Source organism: Corynebacterium yudongzhengii, from assembly GCF_003065405.1.
GTDB classification, from domain to species: domain Bacteria; phylum Actinomycetota; class Actinomycetes; order Mycobacteriales; family Mycobacteriaceae; genus Corynebacterium; species Corynebacterium yudongzhengii.
This window is the reverse complement of the sequence record NZ_CP026947.1, coordinates 642,306-667,556: the sequence shown is the minus strand read 5'-3', so window position 1 is coordinate 667,556 and position 25,251 is coordinate 642,306. Positions and strand designations below refer to the sequence as shown.

Here is a 25,251-nt window from a genome sequence, read left to right as displayed (position 1 = left end):
AGTCTTCCCCGCCAACCGCACGGCCTTTCTCTCGATTGCCTACGAACTTACCAGCGCTTCGTCAGCGCCCCGATCGCCGCTAGCGTCACCATCGCCGCCGACGCCGTGCGATAGACCTCCGGGCCCAAACGCACCGGGGTGGCGCCCAGCTCGGCGAGCTCCTCGGCGCCGATGCCGCCTTCGGGTCCCACGATCACCACGAGCTTATCGACGTCAAGATCCACCTCTCCGATACCCACCTGCGCATCCTCGTGCAGCACATAAGCGTTCTGGCCCGCCAGATACTCGGCGAGCTCCGCGGTGCTCAGCGGGCCCTCGATCCGCGGGATGCGCGAGCGGCGCGACTGCTTCGCGGCGGCGTAGGCGGCATCTTCCCACTTGCGCAGGTGCTTGTCGATTTTCGCCCCCCTCCACTTCGCCACGCAGCGGCGCGCCTGCCAGGCGACGATCGTATCCGCGCCCGCCTGGGTGGCCAGATCGACGGCGAGCTCGGAGCGTTCCGACTTCGGCAGCGCCTGCACGATCGTGACCTCCGGGCGCGGGGGCGGCTCGACCTCACGGGCTGAGACCTCGACGGTGAGCACGTCCTTGCCCGCAGTCTGCGTGACCGTGCCGGTGATGCGGGTGCCGCGGCCGTCGATAAGCTGCACCTCATCGCCGACCGCCGTGCGGGTCACCGTCACCGCGTGGCGGCCTTCCGGCCCGCGCAGCGTGAGCGTCTCGCCGATGTCGGCGGCAAGGTCGTCGTGGACGAAAACCGGCAGGCTCATCGGCGGAAACGGTCACGGAAGCGGGAGAAGAACCCGGAGTGGTGGCCTTCGTCCTCATCGTCAACGGCGGCCGGTTCTTCGCGACGATCCCGAATCTGCTCCAAAAGCTCCCGGGTGCGGTCGTCCAGGTCGGTGGGCACGACGACATCGACGTGCGCCAGCAGGTTGCCGAAACCCTCCCTGCGCAGGCGCGGCATGCCCGCGCCCTCGGTGGTGAGCACCTGGCCCGGCTGGGTACCCTCCGGGACCTCGACGGTCAGCGTCTCGCCGTCTAAGCCGGTGACGTCGAACTGCGTGCCGAGCGCCGCCTCCACCGCCGGGACACGCACGCGCAGGTGCAGATCATCGCCTTCGCGCTGGAAGATCGGGTGCCGATCCACCGAAATCTCCACATAGAGATCACCCGCCGGCCCGCCGCCGTGGCCGACCTCGCCCTGATCCGCCATGCGGATGCGCATGCCATCCGCGATACCGGCGGGGATGCTGACCGTCAGGTCGCGGTTCTTGCGGACGCGGCCCTCGCCATCACACCGCGAGCACGGATCCTTGATGACCTCCCCGAAACCGTGGCACGTACTGCACGGGCGGGTGGTCATGACGTTGCCGAGGAAAGAACGCTGTACCTCCTGGACCTCGCCGGTGCCCTGGCAATCCGAACAGGTCACCGGCTTCGACTTCGACTCCGAACCGGTGCCGCCGCAGTGGTCACACAAAACGGCGGTATCGACGCGGATGTCCTTGCGCAGGCCCTTAAACGCCTCCTCGAGGGTGATGCGGGTGCGCAGGAGGGCATCGTTACCCGGCTGCACACGCGAGCGCGGCCCGCGAGACGCGCCGCCGGCGGCCCCGCCGAAGAACGCCTCAAAGATGTCGCCGAGGCCGCCCGAGCCGCCGAAACCACCCGCGCCGCCGGGGCCACCCGCGCCACCCTGCTCCATCGGGTCGCCGCCCATATCGACGATGCGCCGCTTCTGCGGATCCGTCAGCACCTCATGCGCGACCTGGGCCTCACGGAACTTCTCCGCGGCCTCATCCGAGTCATTGACGTCCGGGTGGTACTTACGGGCCATCTTGCGGTACGCCTTCTTGATCTCCGCGTCCGAGGCACCCTTATCCACGCCGAGAATGCCGTAATAGTCACGAGCCACTGTTTAAGCTGTCCTTACTCAAATCTGTTTAAGTGTGTTGTGCGTTTATATGTTGGCCGACGGGGTTATTCTCCGGCCAGGATTCTGCCAACATACCTGGCAACCGCAGACACCTTCGAAATAGTCCCCGGATAATCCATATACGTCGGCCCCACCACGCCGAGGCCGCCCAAAGGCGCCCCCTCCCCGCCATACGCGGTGGTCACGATGGACGTCGACTGCAACTCCTCGTCCTCATTCTCCTCGCCGATGCGCACGGCCACATTGCCTAACTCCGGCAGGTTCGCCATCAGCTTCAACACAACGACCTGCTCCTCCAAAGCCTCAATGATGCCCGGCAGACGCAGCGTCGACTTCCCGGCGAAACGCGTCAGATTCGACGCGCCCGCCATGATCAAACGCTCCGAAGGCTGCTCCACCAGCGTCTCGATGAGCACCGTCGCGGCACTGAGCACATGGGGCGCGATGTCCGGCGGCGCCGTTTGTGCGAGGTCGGCGAGGGAGACGCTGGCGTCGCGAAGTGTCTTTGACTGCAAAGAGTTGTTCAGTAGTTGCCTAAGGCGCTGGACCTGATCGTCATCGACCGCCTCCCCGAGGTCCACGTTACGCTGATCCACCCGGCCCGTATCCGTGATGAGCACCAGCAACAGCCGGGTCGGGGTGAGTGCGACGACCTCGCAATGCTTGACGCGGGAGGCGTGCAGTGTAGGCACCTGAATCACCGCCGCCTGACGAGTGAACTGCGCCAGCAACTGCACCGAACGCCGCAGCACATCCTCCAAGTCGACGCCCTCCTCGAGGAAGCCCACGATCGCGCGCTTCTCCGCCGGCGACATCGGCTTCACGTCATGCAGAGAATCCACGAACGCCCGATACCCCTTCTCCGTGGGGATGCGCCCCGAGCTCGCGTGCTGCTGCGTGATGTAGCCCTCCGACTCCAACACACCCATATCGTTACGAATCGTCGCCGACGACACATTCAAGCGGTGCCGCTCCAACAAAGACTTCGAGCCGACCGGCTCCTGGGAGGCGATGTAATCCGCCACGATCGCCCGCAAAACCTCACGCCTACGCTTGTCCGTCCCCGTCGCCATGGCTGGCACTCACCTCCTTCGATTGCTAATTGGCCAGTCTAGTGGCTTAAGCGAGATTCGGAAATATGGCGGGGTTGGGGTTCTTGGTTTCTTGGTTTCGTGGGGGTTCTGGGGGCTGAGATTCGTGGGGGCTGGATTTGAGTAACTACCGACGATCCGGCGATTTCAAGGCCGAAAAGGGAGTTAACGTCGGTAGTTACTTAAATTTCCCGGGTAAAACCGACCGAAACCGACCCAAGATTCGAGTAACGACCGACGATCCGGCAAATTCAAGGCCGAAACGGACCTTAACGTCGGTAGTTACTTAAAAATCCCAGGCAATCAAGGCCGAAACGGGCCCAAAATTCAAGCAACTACCGACGATCCACCGGATCCAAGACCGAAACAGAAACTCAAAACCAGCTCACGGCCTCCCTCCCCGCTCGCGCCAGAATCTTTCGTCGGTGTAGACCTCGTGCCAGATCCAGACCCCGGTGCGTTCGTATTCGGCGATGACTTCGCCGTGCACTTCCGCGAGTATCTGGGTGACGACCTCTTCGTGCTGGTCGTCGACGCAGTTCACGGTGTAGCGGAGCACCTTGTAGCCGGAGCGGACGGCGAGGTTTTGTTTCCACCGGTCTTTCGTGAAGTTCTTGATGACTTCTTCCCGCCCGAGTACCGAGTGGCGGGTCTCGATGTCGACCCCGTGGTAATCGAAGGAGTCGACCTCGATGATGAGGCGGGCGCGGCGGATGAGTCCGTCGAAGCGGTAGGGCCCGATCTTGGCGTTTTGTTCTACCTGCAGTCCGGCGCTGCGCAGGCTGCGGAAGAGGCGGCGTTCGGTGTTGCTGTCGCCACCGACGGCGGCGCCTTCTACGAGTTCCCGGAATGTGGCGGGGACGCGGGGGTAGGTGGCGAGGTCGTCGGCAAGTTTTTGTGCCCCCTCGGGCCCGGCGTATTTCTGTTCGAGCACGTCGAGAGCCAGCCAGGGGTAATCCTGGTGGGCGTCGACGGCCGCGCGCAGCGCCGAGGTGACGGGCAGGCCGTTGACATGCTCCCTCGCGAGGCGCCGCCCCGGCTTGACCACCACGACACCGGGGATCTCGAAACCGCGGCCGAAACACCGGTCGATGCGGGCGGAATATGGTGTGCGGATCTCGCGTCGCCCGATGAAAAGCTCGCAGGCGGTGCGCCCGGAAAAGACGATCCGCGGATGGCGTAGCGCCAGCGCTGCGAGTGGGTCGAGGCGCTCCGCCGGCTGTGTCGTGTAGACCCCGCGCATCACCCAGTGCAAAAGCCCACGTTCGATCGCCCGCTTGATGGTGTGGTGTGTGTACCCGTCGGCGAGCAGGTCCCCCGTCGTTAATAGTTCCCCCATACCTCCGCAAGGTTAGCGTTCTTCGGCGACAAGCAGGTCGGCGATGAGTCCGTCGGCAAGCAGCCGACCGGCTTCGGTGACCGCCAGTCGCCCGTCGGTTACCCGCATGAGCCCGGCGCGCACGTGCTTATCGACGACCTCCCGCGCCCCCTCCCCAATCCACGACAGGGGCACGCCCTCGCGGAGGCGGAGTCCGAGCATGAGGGCCTCGGTGTGGAGATCGGCGTCGGTCAAGTCCTCGGAGTCGGCGATGGGGAGGTGGCCTTCGTCGAGAAGCGCGTGGTAGCGGGCGGGGTGTTTGACGTTGTAGAAGCGGCGGCCGTCGACGCTGGAGTGGGCGCCCGGGCCTGCGCCCCACCAGTGGCCGCCGCGCCAGTAGATGAGGTTGTGCTCGCACTCGCCGCCGTCATGGGCCCAGTTGGAGACCTCGTACCAGCGGAAGCCGGCGTCGGTGAGGGCTTTATCGATGAGCGCGTAGCGGTCGGCGTAGGTGTCCTCGTCTGGGGCGGGCAGCTCTCCGCGGCGGACTTTGCGGGCCATGGCGGTGCCGTCTTCGACGATGAGCGAGTAGGCGGAGACGTGGTCGACGCCGGTGTCGAGGATGGCGTCGAGGGTGCGGCGGACATCGTCGTCGGTTTCGGTGGGGGTGCCGTAGATCATGTCGAGGTTGACGTGGGTGAAACCGGCGGCGCGGGCCTCGCGGGCGGCGGCGACGGCGCGCCCCGGGGTGTGGCGGCGTTCGAGGACCTTCAGCACCTGCGGGGAGGCGGATTGCATGCCGAGGGAGATGCGGTTGAAACCGGCGTCGAGAAGCGTGGCGAAAAACTCCGGCGAGGTGGATTCCGGGTTGGATTCGGTGGTGATCTCGGCATTATCGCTCAGCCCGATGGTCCCGCGGACGACGTCCAGGATGCCGGCGAGTGCCTCGGCACCGAGTAACGACGGGGTGCCGCCTCCGAAAAACACCGTCTGCGCGGGGCGATTGACCTGGCTGGCGGCCATCTCCAGTTCTTTGCGCAGCGCCTCGAAGTAGGACGCCTGGCTGGCGGAGGTGCCGAGCTCGCCGGGGGTGTAGGTGTTGAAGTCGCAGTACCCGCAGCGCGAGGCACAAAACGGGACATGGAGATAGAGACCGAACATGACCCTAGGTTATCCAGCGGTTGTTCATGCTGACCGTGTAGCGTATTGCTATCTGCTCTTGCTGAGCGAAAGCTGACCCCGCCCCGAGTGGAAGGAACGTCCGTGCCCGACCCTGATAGTTGTTACCCCCTTGCCGTCATCCGGTGGAAGGGGGAAACATCATGCTGAGCGCGCTGGGTCTGCTGGTACTCGGCATCGTGGTCATTCTGCTGATCATCGCGTGGAATGGCTTCCATGTCGCGCAGGAGTTCGCCTACATGTCGGTGGATCGTCAGGAGCTGCGGACGTTGGCGTCGAAAGGCGACGGCCGCGCGCAGTCGGCGCTGCAGGTCACGCAGCGCACGTCGTTCATGCTCTCGGGCGCGCAGCTCGGCATCACCGTCACCGGCCTGCTCGCCGGCTTCGTGGCCGAGCCTTTGATCGGTAACGCCATCGGCGACATCTTCGGCGATTTCGGGGTGCCGGTGGGCGTGGCGATCGGCATCGGCACGGTGGTCGCGCTGATGATCACCACGGTGGTGCAGATGATCTTCGGTGAGCTCTTCCCGAAGAACTACACCATCGCCGCGCCGATGAAATCCGCGCTCGCCCTCGCCCGGCCGACCAACGTGTACCTTACGCTGTTCGGCTGGCTGATTCGCTTCTTCGACTGGTCGTCGAACTCCCTGTTGCGCCTGCTGCACATCGAGCCGGTCGACGACGTGGACTCCACCGCCTCGCGCGAAGATTTGGAGCACGTGCTCGACAGCTCACGCGAATCCGGCGAACTCGACGACCGCACCTACCTCGTGCTCGACCGCATGCTCGAGTTCCCGGAGCAGGACGTCGATCACGCCATGATCCCCCGCTCGCGCGTGGACGTGCTCACGCCCGAGACGACCATCGCCGAGGCGCGGGCGGAGATGTATCAGTCGCACACCCGCTTCCCCATCATCGACGACGAACACGAGCCCATCGGCGTCGCGCACGTGCTCGACGTGCTCGATCCCTCGCTCGATCCGGAGATGCCGGTCACGCAGGTCATGCGCGATCCGGTGATCGTCCACGAGCTCATGGCGCTGCCCGACGCAGTCGCCGCCATCCGCGCCGAGGACGACAAGATCGCCTGCGTGATCGATGAGTACGGCGGGTTCGTCGGCGTGATCACCCTCGAGGACTTGGGCGAGGAGGTGCTCGGCGACATCTCCGACGAGCATGAGGAGACCGACACCGAGGAGATCGAAGCGCGCGGCGAGGACATCTGGATCGCCGACGGCGATACGCCGGTCGACGAAGTCATCCGCGCCGTCGGCTACGAGCTGCCCGAGGGCGACTACGAAACGCTTTCCGGCCTGCTGCTCTCCAAGCACGGCGGGCTCATCGAAGCCGGCGAGACCGTCGTCGTCGACCTCGAGGCGCTGCCCGATGACTACATCGAGGACGCCGACGACCTCCCGGAGCGTTCCTTGCGCGCCGAGGTCCTGGAGGTCGAGCGCAACGTGCCCAGCGAGATCCGCCTGAAGCTCGTCGACCCAGAGGCCGATCACCACGAGATCACCCACGAGCACACCGAGGAAGGCGGGTCGACCTCCCATACCCGTATCCGCGAAAACAAGCGCCTGCGCAAGGACGCTGAGAATGGGGAGGAGAACTAAATGACCCAGTGGTATGTAGCTTTGCCCCTGACGATTCTCATCATCGTCGCCTCCGCGTTCTTCGTGGTGATCGAGTTCTCGATGCTCTCGGCACGCCGCCACCGCCTCGAGGAGGAGGCGGAGACCTCGCGCACCGCCCGCGCGGGCCTGCGCAGCCTCAACGAGCTGACGGTCATGCTGGCCGCCGCCCAGCTGGGCATTACGGCGGCGACGTTCGCGCTCGGTGCGATCACGAAGCCGTGGGTGCACGAGCTCTTGCAGCCGCTTCTTATCGCCACCGGCCTGGGCGACGGTCTCTCCTACACGATCTCGTTCATCCTGTCGCTGTTCGTCGTTACCTTTTTGCACCTGGTGGTCGGAGAGATGGCGCCGAAGTCCTGGGCGATCGCGCACCCAGAAAAGGCGCTGCAGCTCATCGCGCTGCCGGCGCGCGGGCTGGCGACGGCCTTCCGCCCCCTCCTGCTCTGGATCAACCACGTGGCGAACAAGCTCGTGCAAAAGGCCGGCGAAACCCCGGTCGACCGGGCCGCGGCGAAGGGCTACGACACCGAGATGCTCCACCACCTGGTGCTGCACTCGGCGGAAAGCGGCACGCTCGATAAGGATTCGGCGGAAAACCTCGAGGGCGTGATCGCCCTGGAATCGGAGAACATCGGCCACGCGGTGGCGGAGTACGGCTCCCCGGCAAGGCTTCTCGACGCCGACGCCACCGTCGCCGACGTCCAGGAAGCCGCCCGCCAGGACTCGCAGCTGCGCATCCTGCTCACCGACCCGAACTCGCCGATCCCCAACATCGTCGCGATCCGCGATACCACGATGGCAGATCCCGACGAGCCCGCCTCCACCTACGCCCACTCACCGCAGCGCACGTACGCCTCGACGTCGATTCAGGACGTGCTCGACATCATGCGCGAAACCCAGGAGCAGCTGGTCGTGGTGTTGCATGACGACGACACCCCGCTCGGCACCATCACCTGGGATGACATTATGAACCAGCTGTGGCCGGAGATCGAGGATCGCCTCGATAAGGCGAAGAACTAGCGCAGAAGCCCGAAGCGCCTAGGAGGCGAAGTTGCGGTTGCGCGCCGCCTTCTTGGCGGCGACGCGGGCGACGACGGCGTCGATACGCGCCCGCTCCGCGAGAAACTGCGGCGGGTTGTTCCCGCGCATGGAGCGGGTGAACGCCGGGTGGGCGAAGGCGACCGACTCCAGCCAGCCTTGGGCGGCGGCGCCGACGAGCACGCCGGTACGGGCATACAGGTGCGGCAGGGAGACGGCGCCTAAATCGCGGGCGACCTTGTCGGTCTGTTCTAGGACGAACTCGACCAGCTCGCCTAGGTGCTCGGTGACCAACTCGGTGCGGTCGTTTAAGGCGGCGGCCATGTCCGTCATCGAGATCGGCGCCCCCTCGGTGGGGTGGAGTTCGTTGAGGCCGGGGCCGTCGAGAAGCTCGGGCTCCGGCAGGCGCAGATCCTCCGGCGCCGCGGCCGAGAGGATGCCGGCGCGCACCCCGGAGGTCAGCGCCTGGCGCAGGCCGATGAGCTCGCCGATGATGCGGCGGGCATCGACGCGGGCGTCCGAGATGATTTCCTCGAACTCGGCGAGGCAGTCGGTGGTGAGCTCTCCGTCGTAGTCACGGATCGCCTCTTGCAGGTGCTCGATATACTCGGCGACTTCGTCACCGATGTTGTAGATCTCCTGGGTGAGCTCGCGGTGACGCAGCTCAGCGGCCAGTTTGTGCACCTCAAGCTCCTTTCTCCCAAGAGCAACCCTCAAGTGGCACTCAAGGGTTTGCGTCCCAACGATTCGCAACTCTATGGCAGAGTTTTCCCAGAGTCTGCTCGACGCGCCGACAACCGGCCCGCCGGCTGCATTAGCGGGTGTAAATCTTGTCGATATCCTCAGCGAAACGCTCGAAGACAACATTGCGCTTGACCTTCATGGTCGGGGTCAGCTCGTTGTCCTCCTCGGTGAGGTCGCGGTCCAAGATCCGGAACTTCTTGATCTGCTCCGCGCGCGAGACCGTCGAGTTCGCCAGGTTGATCGCATCCTGGATCTCACCCTGCAGGGCACGGTCGGTGGCCAGCTCCGCGATCGAACGCGACGCCGGAATGTTGCGATCCAGCTTCCAGCGGGTCAGCTGCTCCTCGTCGAGCGTGACCAAAACGGCCGGGAAGGGCTTGCCGTCGCCGACCATGAGCGCCTGGGAGACGAGCGGGTGCTCGCGGATGATCTCCTCCATCGGGCCCGGGGAGATGTTCTTGCCACCGGCGGTGACGATCAAGTCCTTCTTCCGGCCCGTGATCTTGATGTGACCGGTTTCCGAGATTTCTCCGAGGTCGCCGGTGGTGAACCAGCCGTCGATAAGCTCCTCGGACGTCGCCTTCTCGTTGTTCCAGTACCCCGTGAAGACGCCGCCTCCGGTGATGCAGATCTCGCCGGCGTCGTTGATGCGGGCGCCGAAGCCGTTCATCGGCTGGCCGACGCTGCCAACCACCTGGTGCTCGAAGCCGATCGCGCACGCCGCCGTGGTCTCGGTGAGGCCGTAACCCTCGTAGACGGGCACGCCGAGGCCGCGGAAGAAGTGGCTGACCTCGGAGCTCATCGCCGAGCCGCCGGTGATGGCGACCTCGACCTGGCCGCCGAAAACGGCGCGCAGCTTCTTGTAGACCAGCCTGTCGTAAACCCGGTGGCGGGCCTGCAGCAGCTTCGACGGGCCATCCGGGTTATCCAAGGCCTTGGAGTACTCGATCGCGGTGGCCTCGGCGCGCTTGAACAGGGCCTCCTTGATCGGGCCGCCGTCAGCGGCCTTGCGGTAGGCGCCGGCGCGGACCTTCTCGTAGACGCGCGGCACGCCCAGCACCAGCTGCGGGCGGAAACGCTCCAGGGCGGTGGTCAGAGTCGACGTGTCCGACCAATGCGCCTGGGTGCAGCCCGCGATCGCGACCGCCAGCGAGACCGCGCGCGAGAGCACGTGCGCCAGCGGCAGGTAGGTCACGATGCGGGTGCCGGGGCGGCCGAGGGCGCCGATGCCGTCGTTGAGGATCGCGCGGACCTCGAAGATCCAGTTGTAATGCGTGAGCATGCAGCCCTTCGGCTTGCCCGTGGTCCCCGAGGTGTAGTTGATCGACGCGATGTCGTCCTGGCGCAGGTTCTCGCCCCGGCGGGTGATCTCCTCTTCCTCGACGCCGCGGCCCTCGAAGCGCAAGGTGTCGACGCCCGCGGAGTTGATCTCAAACACGCGGCGCAGCTGCGAGGGCGAGCCCGACAGCTGCGGGGTGCCGTCGGATTGCAGCACCAAGTGCTCGAGGAGGTCGGTGTGCTCACGGGTCTCGGTGACGGCGAGCACCGCGCCGGAATCCTCGACGATCCACTGGACCTGGGAGGCTGACGACGACGGGTAGATCGGCACCACCACGCCGCCGGCCGCCCAGATGGCGAAGTCCATCAGCGTCCACTCGTAGCGCGTGCCCGAGATGAGGATCACGCGATCGCCCGGCTTGACGCCCTGGGCGACGAGCCCGCGCGCGACCTCGTCGACCTCCTCGACGAACTCACGCGCGGTGACGTTGATCCACTCGTAGTTCGCCGGGCGGTTGAAGAGCACCAGATGCGGGCTCGCCTTCGCCAACGCCCGAATCGCGGACAGGCAGTTCTCATCTTCGGCAAGTTCAAAGCGGGCGGGCGCGAAGTAGGCGGGCGCGCCCTGGTAGTCCTCGACGGTAATCGGCACCGTCGTGCCGCTGGCCTGCTGAGCTTCAGTCACGGGTGGGCTCATCCTTTCTGCACGCTGTGAAAAGGCGCGGTGTTCGGATCAAAACTGGATTAAAATATGACGGATTTCTCACGATTCTATACGTCTCCCCCACCTGACGGGGGCGATACGCACGGCACAAACCACGCACATTTGGCACGATTGTGGATTGTGACTAACCAGGAGACCCTCAAAGAACTCGCCGCGGACTACGGGATCGCCACGTCCTATACATCCAGCGCCGGCGAGCGCATCACCGCCTCGGACCGCACCCTGGTCACCCTGCTGAAGGCCATGGGCGCCGCGCTTTCCGACGACCCCACCGACCACGAACTCACCGCCGCCTTGAACGAGCGGCGCATCCAGCGGGCCACTCGCCCGCTGCCCCAGTCGGTCGTGGCCGTCGAAAACACCGAGGCCGCTTTCATCGTCCATGTGCACGACGGCGCGCCCGCCAACGTCTGGATCGAACTCGAAGACGGCGGCACCCGCGAGGTCTACCAGGACGAAAACTGGAATCCCCCGTTCCACCACGACGGCATCGACTGGGGCGAGGCCAGCTTCCACACCCCACCTGACCTGCCGCGGGGCTATCACCGCCTGCACCTGGAATCCGAGGGGTGCACGGCGGAGACGGCGCTGATCATCACCCCGCAGCGCCTCGATTCCACCGACACCTACCTCGAGGACCGCCGCTTCGGCGTCATGGCACAGCTCTACTCTGTGCGCAGCGAAGCCTCCTGGGGCATCGGTGACTTCCACGACCTAGGCGAGCTCGCCGCGTTACTGCACCGCGAGATCGGGGCGGACTTTTTGCTCATCAACCCGCTGCACGCGGCCGAACCCGTCCCGCCGGTGGAAAACTCGCCGTATCTGCCCACCTCGCGGCGCTTCACCAACCCCATCTACCTGCGCATCGAGGACGTCGAGGAGCTAGGAAACCTCGATTCCGACACCCGCGCCGAAATCGCCGAGCTCGGCGCCTCGCTGGCTGAGACGAACCGCTCCGCCGAGGCGATCGATCGCAACCCGATCTACGCCGCCAAGCTCGACGTGCTGCGCGAGATGTTCCACTTCGGCCTCACTGAACAGCACCGCGCCGCCTTCCGCGACTACTGCGAGAACGAAGGTTCCGGCCTGCGCGACTTCGGCCTCTGGTGCGCCGCCCGCGAAAACGAACAGCTCACCGGCAGCGGCAGGCATGCCATCGCCGAGGATCTCGACGAGCTCGCAGAGTTCCACATGTGGCTGCAATTCCTTTGCGACGAACAACTCGCCGCCGCCCAGAAGCGCGCCGTGGATGCCGGCATGGCGATCGGCATCGTCACCGACTTGGCCGTCGGCGTGCACCCCGGCGGCGCGGACGCCGCCACCATGGGCGAGTGGATGGCCCCGGAGGCTTCCGTCGGGGCGCCGCCGGATCCCTACAACCAGCAGGGCCAGGACTGGTCGCAGCCGCCTTTCGACCCCGAAGCCCTCGCCGAAGCCGGCTACCAGCCTTGGCGCGAGATGATGTCCACCGTGCTGCGCCACTCTGGTGGCATCCGCGTCGACCACATCCTCGGGCTCTTCCGTCTCTTCTGGATGCCCCGCATGCAGCCGCCCAGTACCGGCACCTACGTCCAGTACCACCACGACGCCATGGTCGGCGTGCTCGCGCTCGAGGCCGAGCGGGCCGGCGCCGTCGTCATCGGCGAGGACCTCGGTACCTTCGAGCCCTGGGTCCAGGACGTACTCGCCGACCGCGGTGTCCTCGGCACCTCCGTGCTCTGGTTCGAGTCCTCCCCCACCGGCGACGGACCCCGCCGCCCGGCGGACTACCGTCGGCTGGCATTGTCGTCCGTCGGCACGCATGATCTGCCCCCGACCGCCGGCTACCTCGAAGGCGAACACATCCGGCTGCGCGAACGCCTCGGGCTTCTCGAAACCGACGCCGCCACCGAAGAACGCCAAGACCTCGACTGGCAGGCCGAGATCCTCGACGCCGTCTCCGAGCTCGGCTTCTTCGCCGGCACGCCCCTCGACGGCCAGCGCTTTGCCGGCCGCGGACGCGACGAGCGCGGCTCCACCGCTGACCTGCTTGTCGGCCTGCACCGCTGGATCGCGGCGACGCCCTCGGCGCTCACCGTCACCAACCTCGTCGACCTCGTCGGCGACGTCCGCGTCCAGAACCAGCCCGGCACCAACGCCGAGCAGTACCCCAACTGGTGCATCCCGCTGTGCACCGGCGACGGCACCCCAGTGGTCATCGAGGACCTGCCGGACATCGAGCTTTTCCACCGCGTCGGCGACGCTTCGCGGCGTTCTTAGGGTGGTTGTTGTTGGTCTTGTTGCTTGGCGGTTGCTTGCCGGTTGCTTAGCGACGGGCGCGGCTCACCGTTTTTGAGTAACCGCTGACGTTTTTCGGGGTTTCGGGCCGAAAAGAGGTTCCCCGACGGGGCACGCGGGGTCTATGCCATGGCATAGTTCAGCCCCCATGCCCGCTAGAGAACTATGCGGCCGCGGAGTGACTCGGGGTCGAAAACATGTTTGCGGCGAGCAGAACTCCGATTGCGCACGTGCGGAATCGAGGCATCCACTACGCTGCCGCATAGCGAGACCCAGGGGCGCGACCGCCTGCGAGCCAAGCATTATTCTTTACGCATTACATCTTGGGTTCCTACTTCATCGCGGCGCCGCGCTTTCCCAGATTCGTTGTCAGATGTGGTTTGTTGTTAGAGCTTCTCTGGCAAGACGGTATCGACTTTTTCGGGTAGTTGGTAAAAGCCATCCGGCTTTGGCCGTCACGTCCCAGCCTCGGCGGCGCGCAGACTCCTCGGCTCTCAGCATCCCCGAACGCGGCGGCATCAGTGTTCACCGCACGGCGCAGGTGACAATGTGCCCCGCGTACCTATGAATTCTCCGAGATTCATTCATTTCCGATTACGCATGCGCGTAAAACCCGGTCCGCGCTATGCCGCGGCATAGGGATTCTGGGGCTGGCCTCAGGCGACAGCGTGTCTCCTGTGCCTATGAGTTACTCGGGTTTTATCGATTTCCGATTACGCACGTGCGTAGAAACCCGCTCCACACTATGCCGCGGCATAGGGATTCTGGGGCTGTTCTGCTTGCGGAAGCATTGCGGTGCCCCTGTTGGGTCGAAGGGCGAGGAGGCCGGTCCTGTTTTACGCACGTGCGTAAAACCAGAGGCCGCAGCTGACAGCGCGCCTCGGGCGCCTATGAATTCCCTGGAAGGTCAAGCCCCTGGTAGTGGTGTAACTGGTTTTTGATCCTTCGTTGGTGCTCAGGCGGGTAGTTGCATCAGTGGGTCGGTGTTCACCTCCGTCTGCGAGCTGGTGTCGGTGGTCAGGGCGAGTCGGCATCGGCTCAGGACTTCGAGGCCGAGGCAGCGACGTCCTTCGGCCCATTCGTCGGTCTGCTCGGCCAGGACGGCGCCGATGAGGCGGACGATGGCATCCCGGTTGGAGAAGATCCCTACAACGTCGGTGCGGCGGCGGATCTCGCGGTTGAGCCGCTCGGTGGGGTTGTTGGACCAGATCTTCCGCCACACGTCGTCGGGGAACGTGGTGAAGGCGAGCAGGTCCTCTCGAGCGTCACCGAGGTGGTCGGCGACCTCGGGCAGCCGGTGCTCGGTGTAGTCCAATAGTCGGTCGAACTGGGCGTTGACGGCGTCTGCGGTGGGCTGGTCATAGACGCTGTGCAGCATGGCCTTCACGGCCGGCCACATGGACTTCGGGCACACCGCCATGAGGTTCGCCGCGTAGTGGGTGCGGCAGCGCTGCCAGGCGGCTCCGGGCAGATTCGCCGAGATCGCATCCACGAGGCCGGCGTGCGCATCAGAGGTCACCAGCCGCATGCCGCCCAGGCCGCGGGCGACCAGGTCGGCGAAGAAGGTGTTCCACGAGGCCTTGGTCTCACTGGTCGCCACTTGCATGCCCAGCACCTCGCGGTGCCCGTCGCCGTTGACCCCGGTGGCCAGCAGCACCGAGGCCTTGACGACCTGCTTGTTTTCCCGAACCTTGATCGTCAACGCATCGGCGGTGACGAAAGTCAACGGCCCTGCCTCATCCAGGCGCCGGTGCCGGAACGCGGCGACCTGCTCATCCAGGTCGGCGGCCATGCGGGAGACCTGCGACTTCGACAGTGAGTCAATGCCCAGGGTCTTGACCAGCTTGTCCATGCGGCGGGTGGACACTCCGGCCAGATAGCAATCCGCCACGACGGTGATCAGCGCGGACTCAGCACGCTTGCGGCGCTCGAGCAGCCACTCGGGAAAGTAGGACCCCGACCGCAGCTTGGGCACCGCCACGTCGACGGTGCCAACCCGCGTATCGAGCGGGCGGTGGCGGTAGCCGTTTCGGTAGTTGGTGCGCTCGGCAGAGCGGGCGTTCCACTCCGCCCCGCAGACGGCGTCGGCATCGGCGGACAGCAAGGCGTTGATCATGGTCTGCAGCAGCTCGCGCATCAGATCCGGCGACGCCTCGGCGAGGGCTTGGCCAAGAAGGCCGGCAGGGTCGACAATATGAGGTGCGGTCATCGTGATGACTCCATTCGAGGATTCTTTAGACGGTTGACTCGAAGGATCACACGGTGGCCGCTCTACATCCGTGCACAACACGAATCTGCAGACGATCTCGGCCACCGAGTTACACCACTCTATGGGGCACTACTGCTGCGAGGAGAGCAGCCACTGTGAGCAATGGTTTTGGTGTGAAACGTGATCGTGAGTGCATATGACCCAAGTTACCTAGAGGTAGTGGCTACCGCTCGCCGAACGCCTTTGAAGCCGCCGAATCAGCGACACTTACTATCGCATCTTGATTAAATCCCCGTGTCCACTTTCCGGGGTTCGGGCCCGCCTTCGAAGTGGCAAGCTTCTATCTCTCAGACCCGCGCAGCAGATCGGTCTGTTCCATCCACGCGAGAACATCAAAGACCCGGAGTGCGGAAATGCTCTCGCGCAGACCCACAGCCTCACGCAGAGCTTTCAGCGTCTGCTCGATGCCAGGATCTTCCACCAGCGCGATGTGAAGCGGGCGCAGGTACTGTTCACCTGCGCCAGTTAGCGCCGTAACTCGCTCGTCGTAAATCGGGTAAATATGCGGCAATTTCCGAGCAATCAGCTTCGACGCCCTCACCGCGCCAATGCCATCTACCTCGCGCAGCCTCTTTTCCAGCACAAACGGAGCCCAGGCAGTGTCTGGTAGTAATTTGATTCTTCCGGTGTAGGAGGTTTTCTCCAACGGCACCTGGCTGAGCGACGCGTACCCGCTGCACGCCTGCACCGCCTTCGCCAGGAAGTAATTAAACTCTTCTCGCCGCCGATACAAAATCACCGCCGCGGCCCGCCCTTTGATCGGCGCGCTCAGGTACGAAGCCGCGAGAATGTCCTCTGCGGTGAACTCCTCGGGTTGTGCGGGATGGGGGCTTTGCGTCCACTCATCGTAGTATGCGCCGGAGAATCATCCCGTCGAGTTCGGATCACCAGCATCGCCTTCTAGCCGAGAACTGTAGTAGCGCCGGAGTAAGGTTTCAGCTGTCTCCGATTCAGCTCCCACAGCATTAATCAGACACACGGGCAACCTGAACCGAACACTATTGTCCACATCGACTCCTTTCGGGGATGCATCCGATTCCCTCTTGCTTGAGCCGAAGACCGGTCACGGATCCTCCGCGGGTCGCGCACGCGCTTAGGCTGCCACAATGAGCACGTCAGCCGATGTAGCGTATCACCAGGAACGCCTTGGACCGCAGCGGAATCAGACTCGTGCTCATTCATCTTGCGTGCCTGGGCGCCTACATCGTATCCCCGTTCCTCGCCGCCACGTCCCTCCCCCCCTGCGAGGCTGGCTCACCCTGGCAATCGGACTAGGCATCATTGCCTGCCTGGCCAGCATCTGGTTCGTCGCCACCGCGGTGCGTTCAGAGGAGCGCAGCAGCGGCTCCGCACTCATCTTTGCTACCTCTGTCCTACTCACCGCCGTGAGGTGGGGTTTCGGCATCGCCGGGTGGATTGAAGAGTTTCGCGCCAACACGGAGCTGCCCATTATCAACCTCGGAATTCTGCTGGTACCGGCGGGTGTGCTCCTCGGGGTCGCGGGTGTGGCTGCCGCGTGGGCTCAGTCGAGATCGCAGGACGGCCGACGGTCTCACTAACGCTTACCGCACACCCCCGCTGGCCCGGGCGTACCCTTGAGTCTTATGGAAACGCTCGTCCTCGCCGCAGGTGAGTTCGACCAGACCTCCGCGCTGGTCAGCTTCGCCTGGATTATGGCGGCCGCCCTGCTCGCGCCGATTGCCTCCCAACTCACGCGCGGATACATACCGTCCGTTGCGCTCTTGCTGCTTTTCGGCATGCTCATCGGTCCCTCGGTGTGGGGACTGGCCGGGTTTGACGGTGGAATCACCATGCTCAAAGAGCTCGGCGTCGGCGCGCTGTTCCTGCTCGCCGGCTTCGAAATCGACCGCTCGAGTCTGCGCTCGCGCCAAGCGGGCAGCTCGCTGATCACCTGGCTCATCTGTCTCACACTCAGCACCGCCGGGGCATGGCTTCTGCTTCGCGACGCTCCCCTCGCCCTCGTTATCGGCATCGCGCTGACCTCAACCGCCCTGGGCACTGTCATGCCAGTGCTCAAACAACAGGGTCTGGAGGAGACGAAAATTGGCCAGTCCGTGATGATCCACGGTGCGGTTGGCGAGGTCGCCCCAATTGCCGCGATGGCGCTGCTGCTCAGCGCCCGCTCGACCTTGGCTACAGCCATCATCCTGCTCATTTTCGTGGTCATCGCGGTACTCGTGGGAATCATGCCACAGGCCATCGCGAGGCTGATGCCGTGGGTGCACAAGGCTTTCCTCGCCGGCTACGGGGCGACCAATCAGACCGTCCTGCGTCTGATCGTGCTCATCCTCGCGGTGCTGATGGCCGTTACCGCCGTCTTCGAACTCGACGTCGTGCTCGGTGCCTTTGCCGCCGGTTTCATTCTCAACGCCGTTGCCCCCGACGACATCCACGACGACCTTGAAAAAGCACTCAACGTGCTGTTCTACTCCATCCTCATCCCGGTCTTCTTCGTCGCCTCAGGCATGGAGATCGACTGGCACGTCATCCGCGACAACACGCTTGCGGCCGTTGCCGTTCCGCTGATCATCCTGATCACACGCGGTCTGCCGGTTTTTCTGCGGGAGAACAGCCGCCGCGACGGCGATAAACTCCCGGTCCGCGAGCGCCTCCAGATCGCACTGTACGCCGCCACCGGGCTGCCGATCATTGTCGCGGTGACCTCACTGGCACAGTCCGCGGGCCTACTCGACCAGGAGACCGCCTCCATCTTCGTCGCCGGAGGTGCACTGACCGTGGCCATATTTCCCCTGTTGGCGCGCGTGGTGGCGTCGCAAAGCAACAATGCCTAGCCTTCGATCTTCGAACGGCGGATGCGCAGCTCCCGTTCGGCCCCTGTGAGCGGGGATCCCGCAAACGGCAACGTGCCGAGATCGACCGCAGACGCGGCCCGTAACGCCTGCTTGATCGCGCTGCTGGCAACCGCCTGAGGCAAGTCGATCGAGTCAGCTAGTTCCAACCAGTGCCTTCGGGATAGACCTTTGTCTCTGCCTGCAATTGGCAGGGCTATCGACATGTCGCGGTAGAGCACCGTGCACGGGATGTCGTATATCGGGGCAACGTTCCATCGGCCCTGCAGGTCACGCAGAATCGAAATGTTCTTTGCATGGAGGTCACCATTGCCGGACAGCCACGCGAAAAGAAATTGTAGGTAAAGGTTCCGGGCCGCAACCAGAGGCGACGCGCAGTGCTGCGCCAGAGCGTTGACCACAGTCTCAGTGTCTAGATTGTATTTTCTCCCAGGGAGAACACCCACGACCTGAGCGCCATCCTCCATCGCTAGCTTTGTGAAGGACCCATTGGTACTCACCCGGTCGAATCTGGTCACCCACAAACGGGCCCGAACCCCGGAAAGTGGACACGGGGATTTAATCAAGATGCGATAGTAAGTGTCGCTGATTCGGGGGTGATCCCATGTTTATGGGTGCCGGATTCCGGTCGTGCACGTTGATATCGGCTGCGCGGACTTTCATATTCCCCTACCCTAGTCGCCACCACGTTTTCAGGTCTGGCCGCGCAAAGGTCTCGGGCTTGGCCCTTCCCCGGAAGTTAGCGCCGTCACATCACATTGGTACTAGAGTTTGAAGGATGAATACCCATCATCCCCAACTGCCCTCCACGTCGCTTCTGACCGACAAGTACGAGCTGACGATGCTCCAGGCAGCGCTCGCCGACGGCACCGCCGAGCGCCAGTGCGCATTCGAGGTCTTTACCCGCCGCCTGCCCATCGAACGACGCTACGGGGTGGTGGCCGGCACCGAACGCTTGCTCGCCGCCTGCGAGACTTCGTCTTCACGGAGGAACAGCTCGACAGCCTCGACTTCCTTAATACCCAGACGCGCGAGTACCTCCGCGACTTCCGCTTTCGCGGCCAGATCGACGGCTACCGCGAAGGCGAGCTGTACTTCCCCTACTCTCCCATCATCACGGTACGCGGTACATTCGCGGAATGCGTGATCCTCGAGACGGTCATCCTGTCGATCATGAACGCCGACTCCGCGGTCGCGTCGGCCGCCCCATCATAGAAATGGGCTCGCGGCGCACCCACGAGTACTCGGCGGTCACGGCCGCCCGGGCGGCGTATCTCGCGGGGTTTTCCGCTACCTCGAACCTAGAGGCCGCCCACCGCTACGGCATTCCGGCTTCCGGGACGGCGGCGCACGCGTGGACCCTTCTGCATATCAACGACGACGGCTCCCCTAACGAGGCGGCCGCCTTCCGTTCGCAGGTTGATGCCCTAGGCGTCGACACCACGCTCTTAGTCGACACCTACGACATCGCCCAGGGGGTGCGCACCGCCGTCGAGGTCGCCGGCACGGATCTCGGCGGCGTGCGCATCGACTCCGGCGACCTCGGCGCCCTGACCCGCCGGGTGCGTCGCCAGCTCGACGACCTGGGCGCCGTCAACACCAAGATCATCGTCTCCTCCGACCTCGACGAGTTCGCTATCGCCGGGTTGCGAGGAGATCCCGTCGACGGTTTCGGGGTGGGCACCTCGGTGGTCAGTGGCGCCGGAGCGCCGACCGCGGGGCTGGTGTATAAGCTGGTGGAAGTCGATGGGCACCCCGTCGCCAAGCGATCGAGCGGTAAGGCGATGACCGGCGGCGCCAAGCGGGCCCTGCGCACCCATCGCTCCACCGGAGTGGCGCTGGAGGAGGTGGTCTACCCCTTCGCCGCGCAGACCCCGAACACCGGCGAGGCCACCGCGGAGCAGCTGACCGTGCCGTTGATGCGCGACGGGCAGATCCTCGAGGACCTGCCGGGGCTGGAGGCCTCGCGTGAGCACCTGGCCCGGCAACTGCTCACGCTGCCGTGGGAGGGGCTGGCCCTGTCGCGCAACGAGCCCGCCATTTCTACCCGCTTTATGGGCTTTCCCGAAGCCGCGCGCGAATATTAGCCATACCTGCCCATAAGAACTAGTCTATCGGTGGTGAAATCGAGCTGGCGGGTATTCAAAAGGGACCTTTCGCGTCTTGTGACCCAACGGGCGGTATGGATCATCATCATCGGCGTAATGATCACCCCTGCCCTGTACTCATGGGTCAACATTGCCGCGCTCTGGGACCCCTACGGCAATGTCTCCAACATTGCCGTCGCCGTCGTCAACGAGGACGAGGGCGCCGAGTCGGAGCTCACTGGCGAGCTCGACATCGGTGAGCAGGTGATGACCCAGCTGAAGGACAACGACCAGCTGGGGTGGCAGTTCATGGACAAGGAGGACGCCGAGGAGGCCGTGCGGCGCGGCGACGTCTTCGCGTCGCTACGCCTGCCCGAGGACTTCTCCCAGAGCTTCGTCGACATCTTCTCTGCCACCTACTCCGAACCAAAGGTCGACTATCTCGTGAACGAGAAGCTCAGCGCCATCTCCCCGAAGATCACCGACCAGGGTTCTTCCGCAATCGAATCCACGATCAGCACCGCCTTCAAGCAGCAGGTCGCCAACGCCGTGACCACGCAGCTCAAGGAGGGCGGCGGAGAGATGGCTCAGCGCCTTGGCGACGCCTCGACCGGCGCCGCCGACTCCTTCGCCACCACCGCCGACGCCATCGAGCAGGCCGCCCGAGAGCTCGACGGGATGGGAGAGGAGACAGACACCACCCGCGCGGCGGTCGGTCAGGCCCAAAGCACCCTCGACGCGGTGGGCACCACCATCGACGACGCACAGACCGCCCTGAGGCAGGTGCAGCAGCTCACCACCGACCTGAGCGGGACTTTGAGCACGTTCACCGCCTCCTCCTCCGATGCGCTCGCGCAGGCCTCTAGGGCGTTGTCGACCGGCGTGGCCTCTGCCGACTCCTCCGCCGCCGCGGCGACCGAGACCCTGCGCTCCGCGCTCGGCCAGGTCGATGGGGCGGTGTCGGGCGCCACCCAGCTGCTCGACGAGGGCGACGCACGAATCGCGCAGCTAGAGCAGGCGGCGACCGCGGCCGGGGCGCCGGTCGGCGGTCTCGACGCGCTCAAGGAACAAAGCGCGCTGCTTCGCGAGACCCTCGACGACCTCACCGCGCTCACAGCGGACTCCAACCAGACACTCGACTCGGCGGACCAGACCGCCGCCGCGCTGCGCAACGCCACCGAGCAGACCTCCCAGGCGACGTCGACCCTCGGCGATGCGCTTTCTACCTCCACGCCGGCCATCACGGACGCCATCAACCGCATGGGCAGCTCGGCGGGTCAGCTCGCCGGATCCCTCGAGAGCCAGAAGACCCTTCTTGCCCAGGCGCGCTCTCTGCTCGACGACGTCTATCCCCAGCTCGACCGCGTGGAGGACGTGGTCGCGCAGGTGCAGGACAATCTCGTCTCGGTGAGCGACAGCATCGAGGTCGCGCGCGGCGACATCCTCGCCTTGGGCCGGGCCGCCAACGACAATCAGGCGCTCAACACGCTGCAGAGCCTCGATACCGAGAAGGTCTCCACGTTCCTGTCCGCCCCGGTGTCCATCGAGTCGCACCAGGTATACCCCGTCAACAGCTACGGCTCCGGCATGTCCTCACTTTTTACCAACCTGTCGCTGTGGGTCGGTGCATTCATCCTGCTGATCACCTTCCGCGCGGAGGTGGACACCAAGGGCTTGGAGCATGTATCCGTCTCCGGCGCGTATACGGGGCGCTTTTTGCTGCTGGCGACGATGGCAATCGGGCAGGCCCTGATCGTTTCCATAGGCAACCTGGCCATCGGCGTGCAGACGGTCAATGCGGCGGCGTTCATCACCACCTGCGTACTCATCAGCCTGTGCTACCTCAGCATCATCTACGGATTGGTCTCGACCCTGGGGCACGTGGGCAGGGTCATCGCCGTCGTCCTCGTCTTCATCCAGATCCCCGGCGCCTCGGGCCTGTACCCGATAGAAATGACGCCGGACTTCTTCCGCGCGCTCTATCCGTTCTTGCCATTCACCTACGGAATCAGCGCCATGCGCGAGACCGTGGGAGGCTTCTACTCGAACCAGTACGTCACCGACATGGCCGTGCTCTTCGGAATGGCGGCGGTGGCCTACGCGATCAGCATCGCGGCGCGGCGCAGGCTGTCGGGGATCAACATGGTGGTCAACCAGGAGCTCGACCGCGGCGGGCTGGCGGTCAACGAGGAGGTCCACACCGTCGGAAGCAAGTACCGGGCGGAGGACTTGGTGGCCGCGTGGCTCGACCGCGATCGCTACGAGGACAACATCGCCGCGCGGCATCGCCACCTTGTGCAAGGATACAACCGGACCATGGCCATTACCGCCGTGGTCGGACTGGCGGTGCTGGCGGGACTGATGATCGCCTCGCGCTTCTTCCCCGCAGAAAAGGCGCTGATCTTCGGCCTAGGCTGCCTGGTGACCCTGCTGGCGGTGGCCACGATCTGCCTTATGGAATTCCGCAAGAAGCAGCTTGAGCACGCCCAAGGCTTGACCGAGCTCAGCGACGCGGAGATCAAGAGAGAGCTCGCCGCGCAAAGCTACGACCCCTTCGGCTATCACCTCGGCGATGACCCCGCCGTCGCCGCCGAGCGGGAGGATGCAGACGCCGGAAGGAGAGCGCGCCGATGAGAAAAGCGTTAACTATCACGCGCAACGATCTGCGCACGATGCGCACCAACGTCATGTCGGCGCTGCTCGTCTTCGCCCTGGTGGTCATCCCCCTGGCGTTTACGTGTTTCAACGTGCTGGCGAGCTGGGATCCCTTCGGCAACACCGACGATCTCGAGGTGGCGGTGGCCAGCACCGACGAGGGGCGCAAGAGCGACCTGACCGCCTTGGATATCAACCTGGGAGACCAGGTGCTCTCGCAGCTCAGCCGCAATGAAGACATCAACTGGCAGATCAAGAGCAAGGAGGAGGCCCTAGAAGGGGCCAAGTCCGGCGACTACTATGCGGCGATCATCTTGCCGCCGTCATTTAGCGACGATCTCCTCACCTTCTACCTGGAGGACACCGACCCGGTCCAGCTGGACCTTTATACCAACGAAAAGATCAACGCCTTGTCCCCCATGATCACCTCGCAGGGGGCGCTGGGGGTCATCAACCAGATCGACACGTCCTTCAGCGAGATCGTCGCCGGCGTCGGGGCGGGGGCCATCGAATCCCTCGACGAGTTCCTCAACGAGGAGGACACCCAAAACTCCTTGGAGGCGGTGATCGGACGCCTCGATGACGCCGGCAACCGCCTCGACGCCGGGGGCCAGACGGCGCGATCCCTGGCCAGCCTCGCGGACTCGACCATCCCTCTGGTGGAGTCCGCCGACCGCATCACGCAGGCGGCCGGAGAAAGCTCCGGGCCCGGCGCGCCGAGCGACGAGCAGGCGGTGGACCTGCGCGAGACGCTCCAGCGCTCGACAGAGTCGGTGTCGGTCGCCTTGGACGCGACCGCCGACAGCTACGCGCAGGTGCGCCAGCGCCTCGACGAGACCGTGGCTGCCGGCGATGCAGCCCGCGGGGACAGCGCCGAGGTGCTGCGCTCCATGGCCCAGCAGGTAGCCAGCCAGTCGGAGGGCTTCTCCCAGGCGCGCGACGGGTTGGAAACCGGGCTCAGCCCGCTGCTGCCGCCGCAGGCGCAGCCCGCGCTCAACTCCACCCTCGCGGAGGTCGATTCCCTCATCGCCCGCAGCGATCGACTACAGCAGAATCTGACAAGGGCCGCGGACGACATCGAGTCCGACCGGGCCTCCTCCGACGATTCGCAACGCGCCGCACGCGAGGCCGTCGACTCGGCAATCGGCGCTATTAGCACCGCGCGCGCGGCCTACGACAACGACCTCAAGCCACAAATCGATGCCTTGCGCGGAAGCGTCGATACCGTCATCGACGACCTGGGCTTCGTCCGCCAAAGCATCGGCGATCTGCGGGCGACCATCTCTTCGGACCCCGGCTCTGCCGCCACGACCCTAGGCGAGGTCCGCGAGGGCGCCTTCGCCCTCGGCGACCGCCTGTCCGCCCAGGCCCAGCGGCTCAGGGAGGCCAGCCAGGCAGTACAAGAGGCGCGCGAGAGCGGCGACTTCTCCCAGATCGCCGAGGTGATCGGCGACGATCCGGAGGTCTTCGCCTCCCAGGTCGCCTCCCCCGTGACGGTCGAGCGCACCGCCGTCTTCCCCGTCACCAGCTTCGGCGCGGGCATGACCCCGCTCTACTTCACGCTGGCGCTATGGATCGGCGCGCTATTGGCGTGCGTCCTGCTCAAGGTCAACGCGGAGCCAGACTATCTGCGTCGGCGCCCGCAGGCAGAAGGCGAGAAAGAACCCGAGTTCACGCGCACCAGCATTTTCTTCGGCCGCTTCTTCACGCTGCTTCTCGTCGGCCTCGCCCAGGCGACCCTCGCTGCCTTGGGGCTAATCTTCTTCATCGACCTTCAGCCGCAACACCCATTCTTGTTGATGTGCGCGGCCTGGGCGAGCTCCGCGGTTTTCTTGCTCATCATCTACACGCTGGTCATCACCCTGGACAACGCCGGAAAAGCCCTAAGCGTCTTGTTGCTTGTCGTGCAGATCTCTGGATCCAGCGGCGCCTACCCCCTGCCGCTTCTTCCCGAGTGGTTCCAAAACGTCAGCCCGTGGCTTCCGGCCACCCACTCCGTCGAGGCATTCCGCGCGGCTATCACGGGCACCTACCAGGGCGACTTCGCCCGCGAGGTGGGTATCCTTCTGTTGTTCGCGCTGCCCACGCTCGCGGTGGGGATCTGGCTTAGACCGGTCGTGGACGGCTACCTCGACAAGGTAAAGCACGCCATTGAAGAGACTAAGGTGATGGCGACCTAAAACT

General features: G+C 64.8%; 15 protein-coding genes and 2 pseudogenes. 7 read left to right on the top strand and 10 right to left on the bottom strand.

What is annotated here, in order from left to right; translation table 11 throughout:
• Positions 1-47 precede the first annotated feature (47 nt).
• The 5 genes from C3B44_RS03095 to hemW form a co-directional block, all read right to left on the bottom strand.
• Positions 48-770 carry a 16S rRNA (uracil(1498)-N(3))-methyltransferase gene (locus tag C3B44_RS03095; RefSeq protein WP_108431082.1) on the bottom strand — a complete coding sequence of 241 codons (723 nt, stop codon included), beginning with the start codon at positions 768-770 and terminating at the stop codon, positions 48-50.
• Positions 767-1,918 carry a molecular chaperone DnaJ gene (gene dnaJ, locus C3B44_RS03090; protein ID WP_108431081.1) on the bottom strand — a complete coding sequence of 384 codons (1,152 nt, stop codon included), beginning with the start codon at positions 1,916-1,918 and terminating at the stop codon, positions 767-769. Before dnaJ ends, C3B44_RS03095 begins: the two co-directional genes overlap by 4 nt.
• Before the next feature lie 65 nt (positions 1,919-1,983).
• On the bottom strand, positions 1,984-3,012 hold the full coding sequence (gene hrcA / locus C3B44_RS03085) for a heat-inducible transcriptional repressor HrcA (protein WP_108431080.1): 1,029 nt from the start codon (positions 3,010-3,012) through the stop codon (positions 1,984-1,986).
• A gap of 403 nt (positions 3,013-3,415) precedes the next feature.
• Positions 3,416-4,369 (bottom strand): DUF559 domain-containing protein, encoded by a 954-nt coding sequence (locus tag C3B44_RS03080; RefSeq protein ID WP_108431079.1) that lies wholly within the window; start codon positions 4,367-4,369, stop codon positions 3,416-3,418.
• Positions 4,370-4,381: 12 nt separating this feature from the next.
• Entirely contained in the window at positions 4,382-5,509 is a 1,128-nt protein-coding gene (gene hemW, locus C3B44_RS03075) for a radical SAM family heme chaperone HemW (protein WP_108431078.1), read from the bottom strand.
• Between the two features lie 161 nt (positions 5,510-5,670).
• Here hemW and C3B44_RS03070 point away from each other — a divergent pair, with 161 nt between their 5' ends.
• Both C3B44_RS03070 and C3B44_RS03065 read left to right on the top strand, forming a co-directional pair.
• Positions 5,671-7,143, top strand: a complete 1,473-nt coding sequence (locus tag C3B44_RS03070) for a hemolysin family protein (RefSeq protein ID WP_108431077.1) — start codon at positions 5,671-5,673, stop codon at positions 7,141-7,143.
• The gene (locus tag C3B44_RS03065; RefSeq protein ID WP_108431076.1) at positions 7,144-8,184 is read left to right on the top strand and encodes a CNNM domain-containing protein; all 1,041 of its coding nucleotides are present in this window, start codon (positions 7,144-7,146) and stop codon (positions 8,182-8,184) included.
• Between the two features lie 18 nt (positions 8,185-8,202).
• On the opposite strand, the gene C3B44_RS03060 is transcribed toward C3B44_RS03065, so the two are convergent.
• Both C3B44_RS03060 and C3B44_RS03055 read right to left on the bottom strand, forming a co-directional pair.
• Positions 8,203-8,886, bottom strand: a complete 684-nt coding sequence (locus tag C3B44_RS03060) for a hypothetical protein (RefSeq protein ID WP_108431075.1) — start codon at positions 8,884-8,886, stop codon at positions 8,203-8,205.
• Positions 8,887-9,016: 130 nt separating this feature from the next.
• Positions 9,017-10,876, bottom strand: a complete 1,860-nt coding sequence (locus tag C3B44_RS03055) for an AMP-dependent synthetase/ligase (RefSeq protein WP_235840426.1) — start codon at positions 10,874-10,876, stop codon at positions 9,017-9,019.
• Positions 10,877-11,068: 192 nt separating this feature from the next.
• Between C3B44_RS03055 and malQ the strand changes: the two genes are divergently transcribed.
• Complete coding sequence (gene malQ, locus C3B44_RS03050) at positions 11,069-13,207, top strand: 4-alpha-glucanotransferase (RefSeq protein ID WP_108431073.1); 2,139 nt, start codon at positions 11,069-11,071, stop codon at positions 13,205-13,207.
• A 973-nt stretch (positions 13,208-14,180) separates the two neighbouring features.
• On the opposite strand, the gene C3B44_RS03045 is transcribed toward malQ, so the two are convergent.
• Together C3B44_RS03045 and C3B44_RS03040 are read right to left on the bottom strand one after the other, a co-directional pair.
• Positions 14,181-15,434: an IS256 family transposase gene (locus C3B44_RS03045; RefSeq protein WP_108430618.1), complete on the bottom strand. Its 1,254-nt coding sequence runs from the start codon at positions 15,432-15,434 to the stop codon at positions 14,181-14,183.
• Between the two features lie 340 nt (positions 15,435-15,774).
• Positions 15,775-16,347, bottom strand: a pseudogene (locus tag C3B44_RS03040) (DUF6308 family protein); the annotation flags it as partial.
• 751 nt (positions 16,348-17,098) lie between these two features.
• Between C3B44_RS03040 and C3B44_RS03030 the strand changes: the two are divergent.
• Complete coding sequence (locus tag C3B44_RS03030) at positions 17,099-18,307, top strand: cation:proton antiporter (protein ID WP_108431070.1); 1,209 nt, start codon at positions 17,099-17,101, stop codon at positions 18,305-18,307.
• On the opposite strand, the gene C3B44_RS03025 is transcribed toward C3B44_RS03030, so the two are convergent.
• A complete protein-coding gene (locus tag C3B44_RS03025; protein ID WP_412841962.1) occupies positions 18,304-18,849 on the bottom strand; it encodes a type II toxin-antitoxin system HipA family toxin in 546 nt (181 codons plus the stop codon). The genes C3B44_RS03030 and C3B44_RS03025 overlap by 4 nt on opposite strands.
• Positions 18,850-19,103: 254 nt before the next feature.
• Here C3B44_RS03025 and C3B44_RS03020 point away from each other — a divergent pair.
• From C3B44_RS03020 to C3B44_RS03010, 3 genes and pseudogenes are all read left to right on the top strand, one after another.
• Positions 19,104-20,412 (top strand): annotated as a pseudogene (locus C3B44_RS03020) (nicotinate phosphoribosyltransferase).
• 30 nt (positions 20,413-20,442) lie between these two features.
• Positions 20,443-23,046, top strand: coding sequence for a YhgE/Pip domain-containing protein (locus C3B44_RS03015; protein WP_108431068.1), 2,604 nt, complete (start codon positions 20,443-20,445; stop codon positions 23,044-23,046).
• A complete protein-coding gene (locus C3B44_RS03010; RefSeq protein WP_108431067.1) occupies positions 23,043-25,247 on the top strand; it encodes a YhgE/Pip domain-containing protein in 2,205 nt (734 codons plus the stop codon). Before C3B44_RS03015 ends, C3B44_RS03010 begins: the two co-directional genes overlap by 4 nt.
• Positions 25,248-25,251: the final 4 nt, after the last annotated feature.

Excerpts from the sequence above, each read along its gene's own strand:
- C3B44_RS03010 (WP_108431067.1), top strand. The coding sequence starts at position 23,043 with ATGAGAAAAGCGTTAACTATCACGCGCAACGATCTGCGCACGATGCGC.
- C3B44_RS03065 (WP_108431076.1), top strand. The coding sequence starts at position 7,144 with ATGACCCAGTGGTATGTAGCTTTGCCCCTGACGATTCTCATCATCGTC.
- hrcA (WP_108431080.1), bottom strand. The coding sequence starts at position 3,012 with ATGGCGACGGGGACGGACAAGCGTAGGCGTGAGGTTTTGCGGGCGATC.
- C3B44_RS03045 (WP_108430618.1), bottom strand. The coding sequence starts at position 15,434 with ATGACCGCACCTCATATTGTCGACCCTGCCGGCCTTCTTGGCCAAGCC.
- C3B44_RS03095 (WP_108431082.1), bottom strand. The coding sequence starts at position 770 with ATGAGCCTGCCGGTTTTCGTCCACGACGACCTTGCCGCCGACATCGGC.
- C3B44_RS03070 (WP_108431077.1), top strand. The coding sequence starts at position 5,671 with ATGCTGAGCGCGCTGGGTCTGCTGGTACTCGGCATCGTGGTCATTCTG.
- hemW (WP_108431078.1), bottom strand. The coding sequence starts at position 5,509 with ATGTTCGGTCTCTATCTCCATGTCCCGTTTTGTGCCTCGCGCTGCGGG.
- C3B44_RS03030 (WP_108431070.1), top strand. The coding sequence starts at position 17,099 with ATGGAAACGCTCGTCCTCGCCGCAGGTGAGTTCGACCAGACCTCCGCG.
- C3B44_RS03080 (WP_108431079.1), bottom strand. The coding sequence starts at position 4,369 with ATGGGGGAACTATTAACGACGGGGGACCTGCTCGCCGACGGGTACACA.